Here is a 15,973-nt window from a genome sequence, read left to right on the forward strand (position 1 = left end):
ATGTATAGATTAATAGATCATAAGCAGAACATACTTAGACCAAAAGGTGATCAGAGTTTTCACACAGTCTGTGCCATAAGCAGACATTGGTAACGCCCACCACAGCCTCTTGTTAGGCATTCGTGATAACAAACTCGTGGTAGCCTTCTGTTTCAGGAGGGTCAACTTTATCAACACGCAAACATTTAATTTAGCAAACAAACTATTCCAAAATAGTGTCCATTTTATACCTATTTCCTTATCTGTGGTCCGGCATTAGCTTTCATTAAGGGATTAAGATTCGCCAGTAGTTATCTTTAAAAAATATCATGTTATAAACGAAACTACTCAAAAATAACAACAAAATAAATTTTAAGAATGGATTGAAAAAACGCCAATACGCTAATAGCCATACGGATAAAACTTCACGTCAAACAAAGAAACCCGACTGACTGCTTATCGCCAAACAGCCGAGGTTCGGCTCAGTGCCAATTTCAATCATGCGGTATAACTCGTTTCTGCCTAAAACGCTTTAGGGTAAATACTTTATAGGTGCCTTTGAGCTAATTTATACGTTCACTTATTATAGAAAAGCAGTAGTTTTGTGTCACAATACAACCATTAAGCTAAAAGCTTATTACCATCATGGAGTGGTTAACTATCCCTGACGGATGAGTGCCATAGGATAGTTATTAAATCAGCTATATGCTTATTTAGTTGCAGTTGTTGGTAACTTTGTTGAGAAAATCCCAGCCAGTGCAATAAATACAAACGATATCGCTAAACAAGCCGCTAATCCATATAGCTGGAAAATCCAGCCTGACAATACTGTACCAATCAAACGCCCCATCGCATTAGCCATATAGTAAAAGCCAACATCGAGAGAAACACCGTCGGCATCGGCCATGCTAACAATCAAATAACTGTGCAGCGATGAATTAATAGCGAACAGTACACCAAACAACATTAAACCAGCAATGAGCACTGTTTTTACTTGCCAATTAAAATACAGGGATAAGGCTATACCTAATGTAACCAGTGCCAGTAAACTCGCCCATTTGGTTGTTTCTATAGCAGGCGAAAACCCTTCTTTGAGATTCATTACCTTAGGTGCGATAGATTGTACGAAACCGTAACCAATCACCCATAGTGCCAAGAAGCCGCCTACCGTCCAATGATCCCAATTAAAGGCTTGCGACAAAAATACGGGCAGTGCAACCACAAACCAGACATCACGCGCACCAAATAAGAATAGTCGTGCAGCCGACAAGAGGTTAATTGAACAACTTTTTGAGAATATATCGGTGAACTTAGGTTTGCTCTTCGCTTTTCCTAAATCACTTTTTAAAGCGTAAAGGCTGTAACACCATACAAGTGCTAAACCACCCGTCATCAGCAGCATTGCACCTTTAAACGATAATAAGGTTAACAGTAAACCACCTAAGAAAAAGCCCACACCTTTTAAAGCATTTTTAGAGCCTGTTAATATTGCCACCCATTTGAAAAGCGTGCCTTCTTGCCCATCGGTAACCAACGACTTGATAGCACTTTTAGCACTCATTTTATTTAAGTCTTTGGCAATACCAGAAAGCGCTTGGGCAATCATTACATATACAACTGTTAACCATTCAGAGGGAACAGCTAGCATGAGCAAGGCAACAATTTGAATAGCCAAACCAATGTTCATGGTTTTATTTAGCCCTAAACGAGCACCTAAGAAGCCGCCAATCAAGTTGGTTACAACACCAAAGATTTCATAAAACAAAAACAGCATAGCAATACTAAGCGGGCTATAACCTAAAGCATGGAAATGAAGCACTACTAACATACGTAGTGCGCCATCCGTTAAGGTAAATGCCCAATAATTGCCTGTGACCACGAGGTATTGTTTAATATCGTCTGATAATGATGCCAAGCGCTTCATAGTGTCACTTTACCCTTTTATTGATAGACCCACTTTACGAGTAAGCTCAGCTGTTCTATTGGCGTATCCCCACTCGTTGTCATACCATGTATACAGCTTAACCTGAGTGGTGTTGACGACCATTGTTGATAGCGCATCGATAATGCTTGAACGCGGGTCAGTTTTATAATCAATTGACACTAGCGGCTTTTCTTCATAGCCCAAAATACCTTTTAGCTCGCCTTCAGCCGCTTCTTTCAGCCAAGCGTTAATTTCAGCTTCAGTTGTTGGACGTTCCACTTCAAATACACAATCAGTTATTGATGCATTTGCCAGTGGTACGCGAACGGCATGACCATTTAGCTTGCCTTTTAGTTCAGGGAAAATATGGGTAATAGCCGTTGCTGAGCCTGTAGTGGTTGGAATAAGGCTCATGCCACAGGCACGCGCTCTACGTAAATCTTTATGCGGTGCATCTAAAATCGTTTGAGTATTAGTTATATCGTGGATGGTTGTCATTGAACCATGTTTGATACCGATTTTATCCTGTAATACTTTTATCACTGGTGCTAAGCAATTTGTGGTGCAAGACGCAGCTGTTACAATGGCATGCTGTTCAGCATTATAAAGGTGGTCGTTAACCCCCATCACCACATTGAGTACGCCTTCTTCTTTCACTGGTGCAGTGACCACTACTTTCTTAACACCCTGATCTAAGTAGGCTTGCAGCAGATCGATTTTTTTCATTTTACCTGATGCTTCAATGACGACATCACATTCAGACCAATCCGTATCATTAATTACTTTATTTTGAGTGACCCGAATAGCTTGACCGTTGATTATCACATTGTTGTCATCATTAGATACATCATGTGACCAAGTGCCATGCACTGAATCGTATTTTAATAGGTGTGCCAGTGTTTCTGCGTTGCCAGCAGGATCGTTGATTTGCACAAACTCAATGTTTTGCCAACCAAAGGCTGCTCTAAGCGTTAATCGGCCCATGCGGCCAAAACCGTTAATACCAATTTTAATTGTCATGGTTAAACTCCTACTTTTTGATATTCATTAAAAAATGAAAGTTGCACAGGGTTAGAAAGCGCCTTAGGGCGTACTTTCTGTACTTGATTAATAATACTTGTCTTGTTGTAACCTAGCTCATACATCAGTATGCCAATCACTAAGCCCGTGCGACCTGAACCGCCTTTACAGTGCACAGCTATCGTGCCCTGATTACGCAAAATAACTAACACATCATCAAGGTGAGATCTGAACGCCGTTGCAAAGTCATCACTAGGCGCATCATCATCTAAAATAGGTAACTGAAACCATTTTATGCCTTGTTCGTTACAAACTTGAGGAAGTGTTTCGGCCTCGTTTTTCTTTATTTCTATATCATACATTAAAGTGACAATCGCTTGCGCTCCTGCACCTTTCAATTGCTTTACTGATGTCGTTAAGTCTACGTCTTTCGTTCCTGGGCATGGCGTGAAAATAAAGCTAGCGCCGTTATCAAGTGTCAGTTTGTCAAATGGGTGAGTTTGCATAAAGATCCTCTAATTATTAGTTAAACCAATGTTTTGTTCTGTTAACTATGGCAACAAGAGATAGCATCACAGGCACCTCTACAAGTACACCAACGACTGTAGCCAGTGCTGCACCGGAATGGAGGCCAAAAAGAGAAATAGCTACAGCTACAGCTAACTCAAAGAAATTTGATGTACCAATTAAGCACGATGGAGCTGCAATGTTATGTTTAAGCTTGATTTTTAGCGCAATAAAATAGGCAATGATGAAAATGCCATAAGTTTGAATAACCAGCGGAATCGCGATTAGCAAAATATTGAGTGGTTGCTCTAAAATAGTGTTAGCTTGAAAGCCGAACAACAGTATAACTGTGGCTAGTAAACCAATGACAGAAAATGGTTTTAACTTTTCTAACAAGGTTGTGATAGTTGTTTCATCACGACCTGAGGCATTTAGGTGCTTTCTGGTCAATATCCCTGCAATTAAAGGCAGTAATACGTACAACACAACAGAGGTAAACAAAGTTCCCCACGGCACATGAATATCCGATACCCCCAGCAGTAATCCTGCAAGTGGGGCGAAAGCAAAAATCATGATAATGTCGTTAACCGATACCTGAACCAAGGTGTAGTTTGCGTCACCTTTAGTAAGTTGGGACCAGACAAATACCATTGCTGTACATGGCGCTACGCCAAGTAAAATCATTCCTGCGATGTATTCTTGCGCGGTTTCTGGCGAAACAAAGTCGGCAAACAATCCTTCGAAGAAAAGCCAACCCAATGCAGCCATAGAAAATGGTTTGATAAGCCAGTTAATCACTAAAGTTAACACCAGTCCTTGTGGATTTTTACCCACCTCTTTAATTGTTGAGAAATCTATTTGTACCATCATTGGGTAGATCATTACCCAAATGAAGATGGCAACGACGATATTAACATGCGCCACTTCGAGCTCTGCGATTGCTTCAAAAAACGGCGGGTAAATAACCCCCAATGAGACACCTGCAGCAATTGATATAGCGACCCAAACAGATAAATAGCGTTCAAAAATTCCCATAACAATACTCCCTAGTTACAGCAGCTTGCTACACGCGTGGGACGATCACCCATCGCATTTAATCTGGCTAGCTCTTGTTCAATGAAAATGGGATCATTCACTACCGTTGATGTAATAGTTTGCTTCATCCACTCTGGTAGTGTTGGATTTATCGAATAAAAAACCCATTGCTGGTGTTTTCTATCGGATAAAATGCCCGTTTTTCTGAGTTGTGCTAAGTGACGAGAAACTTTAGGTTGGCTCTCTTCACTCAGAGCAGTCATTAGCTCACAAACACAAGCTTCACCCTCAACAGCAATAATTAATAGACTTTTCAAACGAATATCATCAGCTAGCGCTTTGTAAAAAGTAGTTGGTGTGATTGGCGCTAGTTTTTGCTTTTCTTTTGTTAGCAAAAACATTTTGAGCCGTTCATTTAGCTCTTGTAGTGTTTTTTCAAACGGATTGGCTTCTTTGCGGGAGCGAGGCTCAGGAAAATCCCATGCAAGGCAATTAGTGCCATTAACTCGGCTATCGCACTCTTTTGCCGCTTTATCACACAGGGTAATAACAAAATCAAAATGGATATTGCTAACTTCATCAAGGTGTTTTGAGCGTAAACCATCGGTACGCAACCCAAAGTGTTCAATAGCTGACAGCGTTCGGCTGTCCACATTATTTGGCTCAGTACCAGCACTGTAAACCTCGTACTCACCTTTACCATGATGTTTTAACAACGCCTCGGCCATGATAGATCTAGCCGAGTTTTCAGTGCATAAAAATAGAACTTTCATAACCACTCCATAACAAATTGGTTATATAATAAATTAATTATACAGTAAGCGCGATAGTAATCATTAAAAAAGAAATTAATAGGAATATTGTTTGAACGATACTGTCAGTCTGTGCTCAATCATTTTTTCATTAAAGTTTAATGAACGCCTTCTTTGAGTAAGTTTTTCATTATTAAATTGATGCTTAGAAACTCTATTGGGTGGCGCCTTCGGCTTAACCAACCTCCCTTTTGACGTAGATCAGATAAGTAGCGAAGCCATGCGATCCATAATCACCTTGGCAATGAGAGTTCGCGAAAAATACTAGAATACGAAACACCTGCGCAGCGATTTAAGCTGTGTGTTGCATAGAATGGTTTAACTCACAGCGCTAAGCGGAACTTCAATCAAAACATAACTTGCTTGGCGTCTTGCAAATAATGGGAAGGTTAGTAGCAGGGATTGATAGTTTATACGACGATCGTGTCGTACCACTTAAGCAAATTAAACATGTGTCTGATGATTACGCTGTAAATATTGTTGACTTACTTCACAAGTATCGTGCTGAGTCTATTACCAAATCAGCGCTTTTAGCGAATATTAATGATGCTAGAAATACGGCTGATAATGAATGGAAAGCCTACCTGAGCACACAGCTAACAGCTGAAGAAAAGCGCTTAGTAGATAATGTTGAAAGTAAACTACAGCCTGTGCTTACGCACTTGAAAAATTTAATTGTAAGTATTAATAGTGGTGAGTTTTTATTAATCCCACAAAAGCAATTTGTTTATGAGCTTTACCAATTATTTGATCCGCTGAGTGCCAGCTACCAAGCTTTAATTGATTTACAACTTAAAGAAGCAAGTGATTTTAAAGTTAAAGCTGATGAGAATTATCAATTTATAAAATTGATAATGAGTGTGATAATCGCGATATTGATTTTACTGTTACTGATTGTTGCTTACTTTATTTATTCTTCGATACAAAACCCATTAATGTCATTACGCGATACCATAACGCACATTGCGACCAATGCTGATTTAACAGCTAGTGCTGAGGTTCAAGGTAAGGATGAGATTGCAGATACCGCATCTAACTTTAATGATATGCTACTTCGGATCCAAGGTTTAGTAAAAGATATGGCAGGCGCAACACTGACACTTGCCTCTGCAGCTGAAGAAATGAACTCTATTAGTATTCAGGTTGCCAGTTCAGCAACGCAGCAAGAGCAACAATCAGCTATGATTGCAACTGCAATTACTCAAATGAGCAGTGCAATAGAACAAGTTGCTCAAAACGCGCAAACAACCTCAGACAAGGTAACAAGTGCCGACATTAAGGCAGGTCAAGGGCAACAAGCTGTTGCTGATAATATCGAGTCAATAAATACGCTTTCAACTTTGGTTAATACTAATACGCAGCTCATTACAGATCTAAATACACAAACCAATGATATAAACCAAGTTGTTATGATGATTCAAAGCGTTGCTGAGCAAACTAACTTGTTAGCTTTAAATGCAGCTATTGAAGCAGCAAGAGCTGGCGATTCTGGTCGTGGTTTTGCCGTTGTAGCCGATGAAGTAAGGCAACTTGCCCACAATACTCAAAAGGCAACTGCTAGCATTAATGAAATGATCACTAAACGACAAGGCATGGCTCAGCAAGCTGTTAATGCCATGGGTAACGCTGAAAGCAGCGCTAAAGAGAGTGTTGACCATGCTAATTATTCTTCGCAGGTGCTCAGCGAAATTAACCGTGAAGTTACTGAAATTGCAGATATGAATACTCAAATATCAACCGCAACACAGGAGCAAAAAATGGTCGCAAATGAGCTAAGCAGTAATATTAATGAGTTTAGCGCGAGTATCACGTCGGTTAGCGAAAACTCACAGCAAAATGCACAGGCATCGCAGGAACTCGCACAGCTTGCGGCAATGCTACAAGGGCAAGTTAATGTATTTAAAGTTTAGGTACTTTCATTTTGCCGCATATTGCAGCTGATACCTAAATGAAAAAATCATTTGCCATCATTCAATCATTTACAATGATTAAATGATGGCATGCTTGTTACTTTAAGCACTAGTTTGATTTGACAATATATTTATCCAATCACTGGGGTTTGAGAGTATAAACTGATACGAGCTGCCATCTTGCGTGAAAACCTCTATCGCATCAGCTGTTATTGGAACAAGGCCTGCGCCTTTGCCTTTACATTCAACCACTTTTAAAATTGTATCACGGGCAATTGTATATGGTTCTAACCCTAATTTTTCATTAAAAGGTTCAAAATTTAAGTCGGTTTGCGTAATCCAAAACTTTCCGTCCGCTTTCATAACTCCATTTTGAATGGTTGCCATTGTTGATTTAACGACAGTTGATTGCATATTTAAATTCCTTTACACGTTCATATAATTTCAAATTGTTCAACTTCCTTCTGTTTATTATTACAGCTAACTTGATAGCCAAAAGCAAGTTTATTTGTGCACTAACGCCACAAAGCCACCTTTTAAATTTAAAAGTTACCCGCATATATTTACCTGCTTTAAACTTTGTGGAATAATCGCTTCCCTCTTAGGGGAGTAGCCCGCTCAGTAATGAGTAAACTTATCAACATAATTGCATCTCATATGCATGGTAAGTTTGTAATGTTGTAGCAAGCGTTATCGGCGAGACCTAGGTAGACACTATCCTCATGGCGGGAGATAGCTGTTTGCCTTGGTTTAGTATTCCCGCCTGAAGATTATATTAATGGATATTTTTTTAACCTCTACCGTCACTGTTGCCCTTGCTGAAATAGGCGATAAAACCCAGCTTTTATCTTTACTATTAGCTGCTCGCTTTCATAATAAAATTGCACTTATTTTAGGCATTCTCGCTGCTACTATTATTAATCATGGTTTATCTGCATGGTTTGGTGATTGGCTAAGCGGGAACTTTGCCGTCGAATACTTACCTTGGATAGTCAATATAAGCTTTATTGTGGTAGGGCTGTGGCTACTTATTCCAGATAAAGATGAAGAAGTGAGCCATAAATACGACCGCTATGGTGCATTTTTAGTGGCCTTAATCTTATTTTTTATTGCTGAAATTGGGGACAAAACACAAATTGCAACCGTGTTGCTCGGTGCACAATATCAATCAGTACTTTGGGTTACGGTGGGTACTACAGTAGGCATGTTAATTGCCAATGTCCCTGTTATTTATGCCGGTAAGGCGTTACTAAAAAGAATTCCATTAAATACCGTAAGAGCGATAGCAGCCAGTGTTTTTGTACTGTTGGGTATTTATGGTTTAGTGGCTATATAATGATTAAATAACGTTTAAATCACTCTTTAATCGTTAAACAATAAAAAGCGCTTACCTACTTTTATACAAGTTAGTTGTAAGCGCTTTTTATATAAGGGTATATGATTTAGGCGTTATTTACACAATAGCAGCCTTTTGTATCCGCTATTAATAATGATGAGTTAAATCCGGCCTGTAAATTACTAATAACGGTTTCCACAAAGCCACTACCTTGAGAGCATGCCAGCCCTTCAGATAAAGGCCCTGCATAAACAAACTCACCATTTTTATCAATTAAAACGGCGGCAGGTGTGGCAGGGATCACTGACTTTAACTCATTATTTAATACAAAATTTTGCACTTCAACGCCTTGGCTTGTAGCAAAGCGTTGCAGGGCTGATAAATGAGGCTGTGCTTGAATTGTACAGCCGCAATTTTCTTGCGTAATAATCACAAGTTGAGCACTGTCTTTGTTTTGCCACAATACTTGGTTTTTAAATTGCGAAAACCAGTTTTGTTGTTTAAGCATATTACCCTCATCAAAGGGCTTTAGCTGCCCTAGCTGAAAGTAAACAAGTGCCGACACAACAAAAGCAAGCCATATACAAATTAAGCTAATGGTGAAATAACGAGACTTACTTAAATTTTGCAATACTTTGCTCTAATACATCAATACTTACGTCTATCAGCTGTACTTTAGCCGTTAACTGCTCAACTATTTTAGTCTCTTGATACTGATTTTGGCGCATTTGATCTGTACTCATTGCTATTTGCTCTGTATTTCCAGCCTGCTCGGCAACCACTTGAGCGACTGAGTTAGTACTGGCAGATACCGCTTGAATTTGATCACTCATTGACGAAATTTTTTCTTTCATCGTTGCGCTTATTTTTGTTAAATCAACCACAAATTCTACACATTGATTCATAGATTGAGTTGACGTGCGACTATTATTTACCAGATCAGTAAGCGTAGACGCTATTTTGGTTGTTGTTGCTTGGCTGCTATTTGCAAGCGAGCGTACTTCATCGGCAACAACAGCAAACCCTCTGCCATGCTCCCCCGCTCGTGCGGCCTCTATTGCAGCATTAAGGGCTAATAAATTAGTTTGGTCGGCTATGCCTGAAATCTCATTGAGTAAGCTAGTAATAACATCGCCAGCGGCCACTAAATGGCTCAACTGCTCTTCAGTATTTGTTAACAAGGTGAGTAGCTCGGTGCTTTTTCTGTCGGTTTGTGATACTTCTTCCAGCGCAACATTGGCTGATTCAGTAATACTATTAACTTGTTGTTTTAAAGTATCGCTTTCTTGTTCAACTAACTTAAAGCCATGCGCAACTTGTGAGCCTGAATTAGCAATATCATCTGTTTGCGCGTTTCGTTGCTGCGCGCTATTGGCTAACTCATCATGAACATGAATAAGTTCTTTAGAGTTATTTTTTAAAGAGTCAGACTGTACTTGAACTTGCTTAATCACATCTGATAAGTACTCAAGTAAAGTATTAAAACCAACTACCGCTTTGCTTGTTGTGTCATCTGCTCGCATAGAAAGCTTAACTTGATTTGGATCTTGCATTATTTGCTCTGTGGCATAGCTTAACGATAAACCAGCACGGCGTTCAAGCTGCAGTGTTTTAGCAATAAAACCGGCCACAATCGCTTCCACAATGGCATACGCTGCGTGAATAAGCACAGTTGAAAAAGCGAGTCGGTCTGGATCAAATACGTAAAAACCAGTATTTTGTGTTTGCAGGTAGTAAAAAGATAAATGGTGTATAGCTACAAACACAATAGCGGTAATAAACACTCGCCACTGTATGAACATTATTAGCATGGCTAAGAAAATGAATATTTCGAAATGCACTTCAATAAGGCCATAGGCTTGTTGAATATGTAAAAATGAAAACATCATAATTGCAGCCGCAACAACATGCGGGGTCATTTTGCTATCAGGTTGGGTTTTTAAAAGCCAAATGGGGAGCAAACATAACGGTAAGCCGACAAGAAATGCTTCTGTCAGGGTGCCAAAATAAAGACCAATACCTATAGACTCAATAAACAAAAGACTAAAAATAATTGTAAATAACCGACTTACACTAGACATAAAAACCTTAAATTAATTGTGTTCTAAATTAAACACGTTCAGCCGTTACCTGAACTCAAAACAGCTCGCTGTTTATTATTTTAAATCAAACAAAAGTTCAAATTATTTGATTTAAAACCGTTTTTAATGCGCTACTTAACAATTGGTAGTATTTGTTTAAAGGTAGACGTCCCTGCTTTTGTTGTCCATTGAAATATGATGGTCTCTACGCAAGACACTATAGCACCGGCTTGACGAAGCTGTTCTAGTGCAATAGCTTTGTGCTCTGTGTTTCTTGATGCTACTGCATCAGCTGCCACAGTGACCGCATAACCCTGCTGCAATAAATCTAAGCATGTTTGTAACACACAAACGTGCGCTTCAGTGCCAATAACAACTATGTGCGGGCGCTTTAACTGCGCAAGAGTATCTAAAAACCCCTCTTGCACACAGGCACTAAAGTTAATTTTTTCAAAATAGTGTGCATTAGGTAACGCAGATTTTATTTTCTCATCACTTTCACCTAGTCCTTTTTTATAATGTTCTGTAATTATTGAAGGAATTTGATGAATAGCACTTGCTTTTGCTAACTGCAGAGCACAATCTAGCGTGTCGTTAAACGAAGCAATCGCTGGTGCTAACTTACTTTGTAAGTCGATAACTAAAAGTAAACTGTGCTCTGCTTTAATATTTCCTGCGTAATTCATACTATGTCCTTACGTTATAATCAAATTAACCTTGTAACACATCAACAAAAACACAACAAATAGTTTACATTTAATGCTTTTTGTAATTTTTGAATTAAACTCAAGTTATATTACGCCAATATTTAATACCAACCTTGTTCATTGTAAGGGTAAGTGCTTTTGAGTAAGTTTTTCTTTATTGTTTATATGTTTTTATTTGTTTGCTCGCAGCATAGCTTTGCTTCACAAACTTATTCAGAACAATTACAACGTATCACTAACAACGAACAATTGTCGCAAAGCTTTATAGTGAAATCACTCCAAGATGACATCGGCTATGTATGGATTGCTACAACTAAAGGTTTATACCGATTCGACGGATACCAAGTCACGCCTTACGAGAGCGAATTGGGTTTAAAAAATAACTACATTAATAGTATTTATAAAGCAATTGACGGCCAAATTCTGGTTAATACTCAACTTGCAGGAAGTTATTTGATTAACCCTAATACCTTGCAAGCAGAGCTAATATATTCAGGGCACTTAAACCAAAATCAAGAAAAGTTCTCTCCTGTTCAGGCTGTTGCTGAACAACAGGCGCATTTTTATTTTTCTATTGATTCGCACATCTACCGATATGGTAAAACATCAAAAGATCTAACACTCATCTCATCTTTGCCTAATGAAAATATGTTTATTAGAGCATTATCATTATACCAAAACACATTGTATATTGGTGCCGATCAGGGGCTATATGTTTATAACTTTGCCAATAACGACCTACAACAAATAACACTTAACGACATTCAAGAAGTTACAAACGATAGCAACAATGTTAAATTTTTATCCATAGATGATGAGCTCGGTTTGCTAATTGGTACGGTTGAAGGAATGTATCGGATTGCTTTTGATGAAATTAAAAATATAAACCCTTCAGCATTAACAACTTTGATAAGTGACTATAATATTTGGGATTATATAAACACACCGTATGGTGAGTTTATTGCCACAGAAAGTGGGTTATTTGAATTCGATAGAAAAAACACAAGCATTAGCCCTATTTTAAACTTCAAAGATAGTAACTACAACGTAACAGAGAACACGATAAACGATATTATGTTTGATGAGTCAGGCTTACTTTGGTTAGGCTCTAGAACACATGGAATATTTACTTGGGCAGCACAAACAAAAAAGTTTAGAAAAATAACCTTACCTGAAAATAATATTGTAAACACTATTTACCAAGATAATAGTAAATTACTGTGGATAGGCACTGACGATGGGCTTGTTCAGTATAACTTAGAAACACAAAAGAGTGACTTATATCTACAATCTAAAGATAGCAAAGCGGTTTATGGCCTATCGGCTATAGGTGATATTTTCCCTGCATATGGCAAAGGCGATAACTACCTATGGCTAGCAACTTTTTCCGGGCTCGATCTCTTTAATAAAGAAACAACAACATTTGAAAAAAACAAATACATTACTCAGTACAAGTTAAATACCAACTATACGTTCGGCATTGCACAAGTTGCACCCGATACTTTTGCTTATATAAACAATGATAACTTTTATATATTTAATGGTAACACAGGCGAAAACCGAGTTATTAATGGACTAAAAGATCAGGTATCGCCCATGCTTGCATATACGTTTCATACCCCCTCTGAGGCTTTCCCTGGCGAATTACTGTTAAGTACCTCTGACACGCTTTATCGATACAACGAAGAAACAGCGACTTTAATTACTATTTTTAAATCTAAAACAGCAAAAAACAATCTTTACCATACAGTAGAGAATTATTATTACGATGCTCAGCGAGAGCTGCTGTGGTTAGCCACCACCCAAGAAGGCTTAATTGCAGTAAACGCTAAAACATATCAGCAAGTGCATGTATTTGATAAACACAACTCATTAAATACTAACTCTATTTTTAAACTTATTGCAGATAATAAAGACTTTTTATGGATAAGTACTGATAACGGTCTTTATCAACTTAATTTAGATACGCTTAACATCACCACGTACACAATAAAAGATGGCTTAAATAACAATCACTTTACAGCACTAGCAGCATTAAGGTTACACAACAACGAGTTAGCGTTTGGTAACCGTAGCGGCGTGCTAATGTTTGACCCAGAACAGTTTGATAATGAACAGCGAAAAATCAATAATAACTTAGCAATTACTAATATTAGTTTGTTTTCACAAGCCCTTAATTACTCCCCTTCAAAATACAGCACTGATCCATTAATGCTTAAGCACGACGATATGGGCTTAACGGTTCGGTTTTCAAATTTTGACTATAAAAATATTAATAAAACCTACTACAAAGTTGAGCTTACAGGCCCTTCATCTTTGAGCTACAACGATTTAAAATCTAACCAGGTGTTTTTTACTAAATTACAACCTGGTGATTATATTTTGTCTGTGTCTACTCAACAGCGAAATGGAGTGATCACAAGTGACCCCATTCAGTTAAAATTTAGTGTAGCTTACGCCCCTTGGCAGTCTCCTATTGCATATACCTTATATTTTATTGCTATTGTTGTTATTTTGTTTTTATTTTTCTGGCAATACCGAAGCCGTAAAATTGCAATTGAACAAGCTCACCGCGCCGCTGTGCACTCTAAAACACAAACTGAGCTGGCACTAAAAAGTAATAAAAGCGGTGTATGGAACTATAGCTTTGCAGATAACTCCGTAAATACAGATAGATGCGCAGAGCTTGGCTACGAGAACTTACCTGAACGCATCGATATAAGTAGTTTTTTTAATATTATGCATCCTGATGAGCGTCGCAGGCTACAAAGTAAATGGAATACTTTTACAAACCAAACAAAGCAAAAACACTGGCAAGCTACTTATCGTTTACGGCACAAGGATGGGCACTGGTTATGGTTTCATGATTTGGGACAAACTATTCATAATGAAGACACTAAAGAGCCTCTTTATGTGTCGGGTATTTTTACTAATATTACCGAGCAGCTGGCAAACGAACAACAAGCCAAAATATTAGGCGAAGCATTTAGTCAAATAAATGACTTTTTACTAATTTTAGATGAAGACCTCGTGCCATTTTCAGCCAATAACAGCTTTATGGATGTATTTTCTGATGAAGGCAGAGAGGGGATTATTACCTCAAAATTATTTATTAATGCCATTGGTCAAGCTAAGTGTAGAGAGTTTGCAACAATTTTAAAAGCACTTAAACCAAAAGAAAACTGGCAAACAAATGCTTATGTAAAGACCACAAAAGCCGAAAAACACCCTATTCATTTAAGTGCCACAGCCGTTGCTAATGAAAAAGATAAAGTCAGTTATTATGTTATTGTTATTACCGATTTAACAGAGCAGAAACGCGCTGAAAATGAGTTACGCTACCTTGCTAATTACGATGCGTTAACGGGCTTACCTAATCGTAGTTTAATGAATCAAAAAATCGAAAATGCCATTACAAGCGCCGCTAAAGACGATTCGCAATGCGCTGTTATATTTATAGATTTAGATAAATTTAAACCCGTCAACGACTCTTTTGGCCATGCAGTGGGTGACAAACTATTGTGCAATATTACCGAGCGAGTGAGCCAATACTTAGGTGATGACGCTACACTTGGCCGCCAAAGTGGTGATGAATTTTTAGTGTTAGTTGAAAACGTTACCTCAATGGCCTCTTTACAACACACCCTCAACGAAATAAGCAAAGAGCTGGCTAACAAGGTTATTATTGAAGACTTCGCTATTAATATATCAGCCAGTATTGGTATTGCATTGTACCCATACGATGCAACATCGACCGATGCCCTCATACGTAACGCAGATATTGCCATGATGCATGCTAAACAAGCAGGCAGAAATGGATTTCAATTTTTTAATGAAAAAATGAATGAGCAAATTAAACAAAAGCTTATTCTTGAAAACGACTTAAAAGATGCTGCTAGGGATAATCTGTTTTTTAATCACTATCAACCTATTGTTAATACACTAGATAAAACAATAAGTGGGGTTGAATTACTCATGCGCTGGGAAAACCAAGGCAAACCGGTTTCTCCCGCTTTATTTATCCCTATTGCTGAAGAGACTGGCATAATTGATATGTTAACTGAGCAAGCTTTACAGCGTGCAATTACTGAGCTTGCTCCACTTTTGAACATTAACCCGTTGTTTTACATATCGTTAAATTTGTCTCCAAAACATATTTTAAAGGCCAACATAACGCAGCAGCTCAGCTCCATACTAGAAAAAGCACAGATAAAACCACAACAACTTCGTTTAGAAATTACAGAAAACACGCTATTAGAAGATAAATACAAAGCGGCTAAGCAACTAAAAAGCTTACAGGCTGCTGGGTTCAAACTGTTTCTTGATGATTTTGGCACTGGCTATTCATCGTTAACTTATTTGAGTCAATTTCCAATTAATGTGATAAAAATAGATCAAAGCTTTGTTAATAGTATTGGTATTGATAAAGGGGATGAATCTATTATTAAAACGATTTACTCACTCGCTGAAAACTTAGAGTTATATTGTATTGCAGAAGGGGTAGAGACGCGGGAGCAGCTAGAGTTTTTAAAAAATATAGGTTGTCATAAGCTACAGGGATACTACTTCGCTCGTCCTATGAGTGCTAACGATTTAATGAGCCCGGAGTGCTTCGAAAAAATTATTGATTTGATATGAAACTAAAAGCGACTTAGTTAAGTC

At 38.2% G+C, this 15,973-nt stretch carries 12 protein-coding genes; 3 read left to right on the top strand and 9 right to left on the bottom strand.

Annotated features, from left to right (window positions below; all coding sequences use genetic code 11):
- Nucleotides 1-688: 688 nt before the first annotated feature.
- From arsJ to MTN96_RS34055, 5 genes are read right to left on the bottom strand one after another with little or no spacing between them, the layout of a single operon-like run.
- Nucleotides 689-1,903, bottom strand: coding sequence for an organoarsenical effux MFS transporter ArsJ (arsJ, locus tag MTN96_RS34035; protein WP_248534417.1), 1,215 nt, complete (start codon nt 1,901-1,903; stop codon nt 689-691).
- Between the two features lie 9 nt (nt 1,904-1,912).
- Complete coding sequence (locus tag MTN96_RS34040) at nt 1,913-2,923, bottom strand: ArsJ-associated glyceraldehyde-3-phosphate dehydrogenase (protein ID WP_036983848.1); 1,011 nt, start codon at nt 2,921-2,923, stop codon at nt 1,913-1,915.
- Nucleotides 2,924-2,925: 2 nt separating this feature from the next.
- A complete protein-coding gene (locus tag MTN96_RS34045; RefSeq protein WP_069440175.1) occupies nt 2,926-3,429 on the bottom strand; it encodes a dual specificity protein phosphatase family protein in 504 nt (167 codons plus the stop codon).
- A gap of 16 nt (nt 3,430-3,445) precedes the next feature.
- Nucleotides 3,446-4,465, bottom strand: coding sequence for an ACR3 family arsenite efflux transporter (gene arsB, locus MTN96_RS34050; protein WP_248534419.1), 1,020 nt, complete (start codon nt 4,463-4,465; stop codon nt 3,446-3,448).
- 11 nt (nt 4,466-4,476) lie between these two features.
- Nucleotides 4,477-5,238 carry a metalloregulator ArsR/SmtB family transcription factor gene (locus MTN96_RS34055; protein ID WP_036983845.1) on the bottom strand — a complete coding sequence of 254 codons (762 nt, stop codon included), beginning with the start codon at nt 5,236-5,238 and terminating at the stop codon, nt 4,477-4,479.
- Between the two features lie 419 nt (nt 5,239-5,657).
- On the opposite strand from MTN96_RS34055, the gene MTN96_RS34060 reads away from it, so the two are divergent.
- Nucleotides 5,658-7,187 carry a methyl-accepting chemotaxis protein gene (locus MTN96_RS34060; protein ID WP_248534421.1) on the top strand — a complete coding sequence of 510 codons (1,530 nt, stop codon included), beginning with the start codon at nt 5,658-5,660 and terminating at the stop codon, nt 7,185-7,187.
- A gap of 102 nt (nt 7,188-7,289) precedes the next feature.
- On the opposite strand, the gene MTN96_RS34065 is transcribed toward MTN96_RS34060, so the two are convergent.
- The gene (locus tag MTN96_RS34065) at nt 7,290-7,601 is read right to left on the bottom strand and encodes a hypothetical protein (RefSeq protein ID WP_013463090.1); all 312 of its coding nucleotides are present in this window, start codon (nt 7,599-7,601) and stop codon (nt 7,290-7,292) included.
- A gap of 364 nt (nt 7,602-7,965) precedes the next feature.
- Here MTN96_RS34065 and MTN96_RS34070 point away from each other — a divergent pair, with 364 nt between their 5' ends.
- Nucleotides 7,966-8,523, top strand: coding sequence for a TMEM165/GDT1 family protein (locus MTN96_RS34070; protein WP_069440178.1), 558 nt, complete (start codon nt 7,966-7,968; stop codon nt 8,521-8,523).
- Between the two features lie 106 nt (nt 8,524-8,629).
- Here MTN96_RS34070 and MTN96_RS34075 read toward each other — a convergent pair whose 3' ends face one another.
- The 3 genes from MTN96_RS34075 to MTN96_RS34085 all read right to left on the bottom strand — a co-directional run bounded on the left by MTN96_RS34075 (nt 8,630) and on the right by MTN96_RS34085 (nt 11,290).
- On the bottom strand, nt 8,630-9,154 hold the full coding sequence (locus MTN96_RS34075) for a DUF6436 domain-containing protein (RefSeq protein WP_248473459.1): 525 nt from the start codon (nt 9,152-9,154) through the stop codon (nt 8,630-8,632).
- Nucleotides 9,138-10,604, bottom strand: a complete 1,467-nt coding sequence (locus tag MTN96_RS34080; RefSeq protein ID WP_248534424.1) for a methyl-accepting chemotaxis protein — start codon at nt 10,602-10,604, stop codon at nt 9,138-9,140. The genes MTN96_RS34075 and MTN96_RS34080 overlap by 17 nt, the downstream gene beginning before the upstream one ends.
- 131 nt (nt 10,605-10,735) lie before the next feature.
- Nucleotides 10,736-11,290 carry an isochorismatase family protein gene (locus MTN96_RS34085; RefSeq protein ID WP_036983839.1) on the bottom strand — a complete coding sequence of 185 codons (555 nt, stop codon included), beginning with the start codon at nt 11,288-11,290 and terminating at the stop codon, nt 10,736-10,738.
- 159 nt (nt 11,291-11,449) lie between these two features.
- On the opposite strand from MTN96_RS34085, the gene MTN96_RS34090 reads away from it, so the two are divergent.
- The gene (locus tag MTN96_RS34090) at nt 11,450-15,949 is read left to right on the top strand and encodes an EAL domain-containing protein (RefSeq protein ID WP_248534426.1); all 4,500 of its coding nucleotides are present in this window, start codon (nt 11,450-11,452) and stop codon (nt 15,947-15,949) included.
- The last annotated feature ends 24 nt before the right edge of the window (nt 15,950-15,973 follow it).

The sequence above is a fragment of the Pseudoalteromonas sp. 2CM28B genome, from assembly GCF_023161935.1.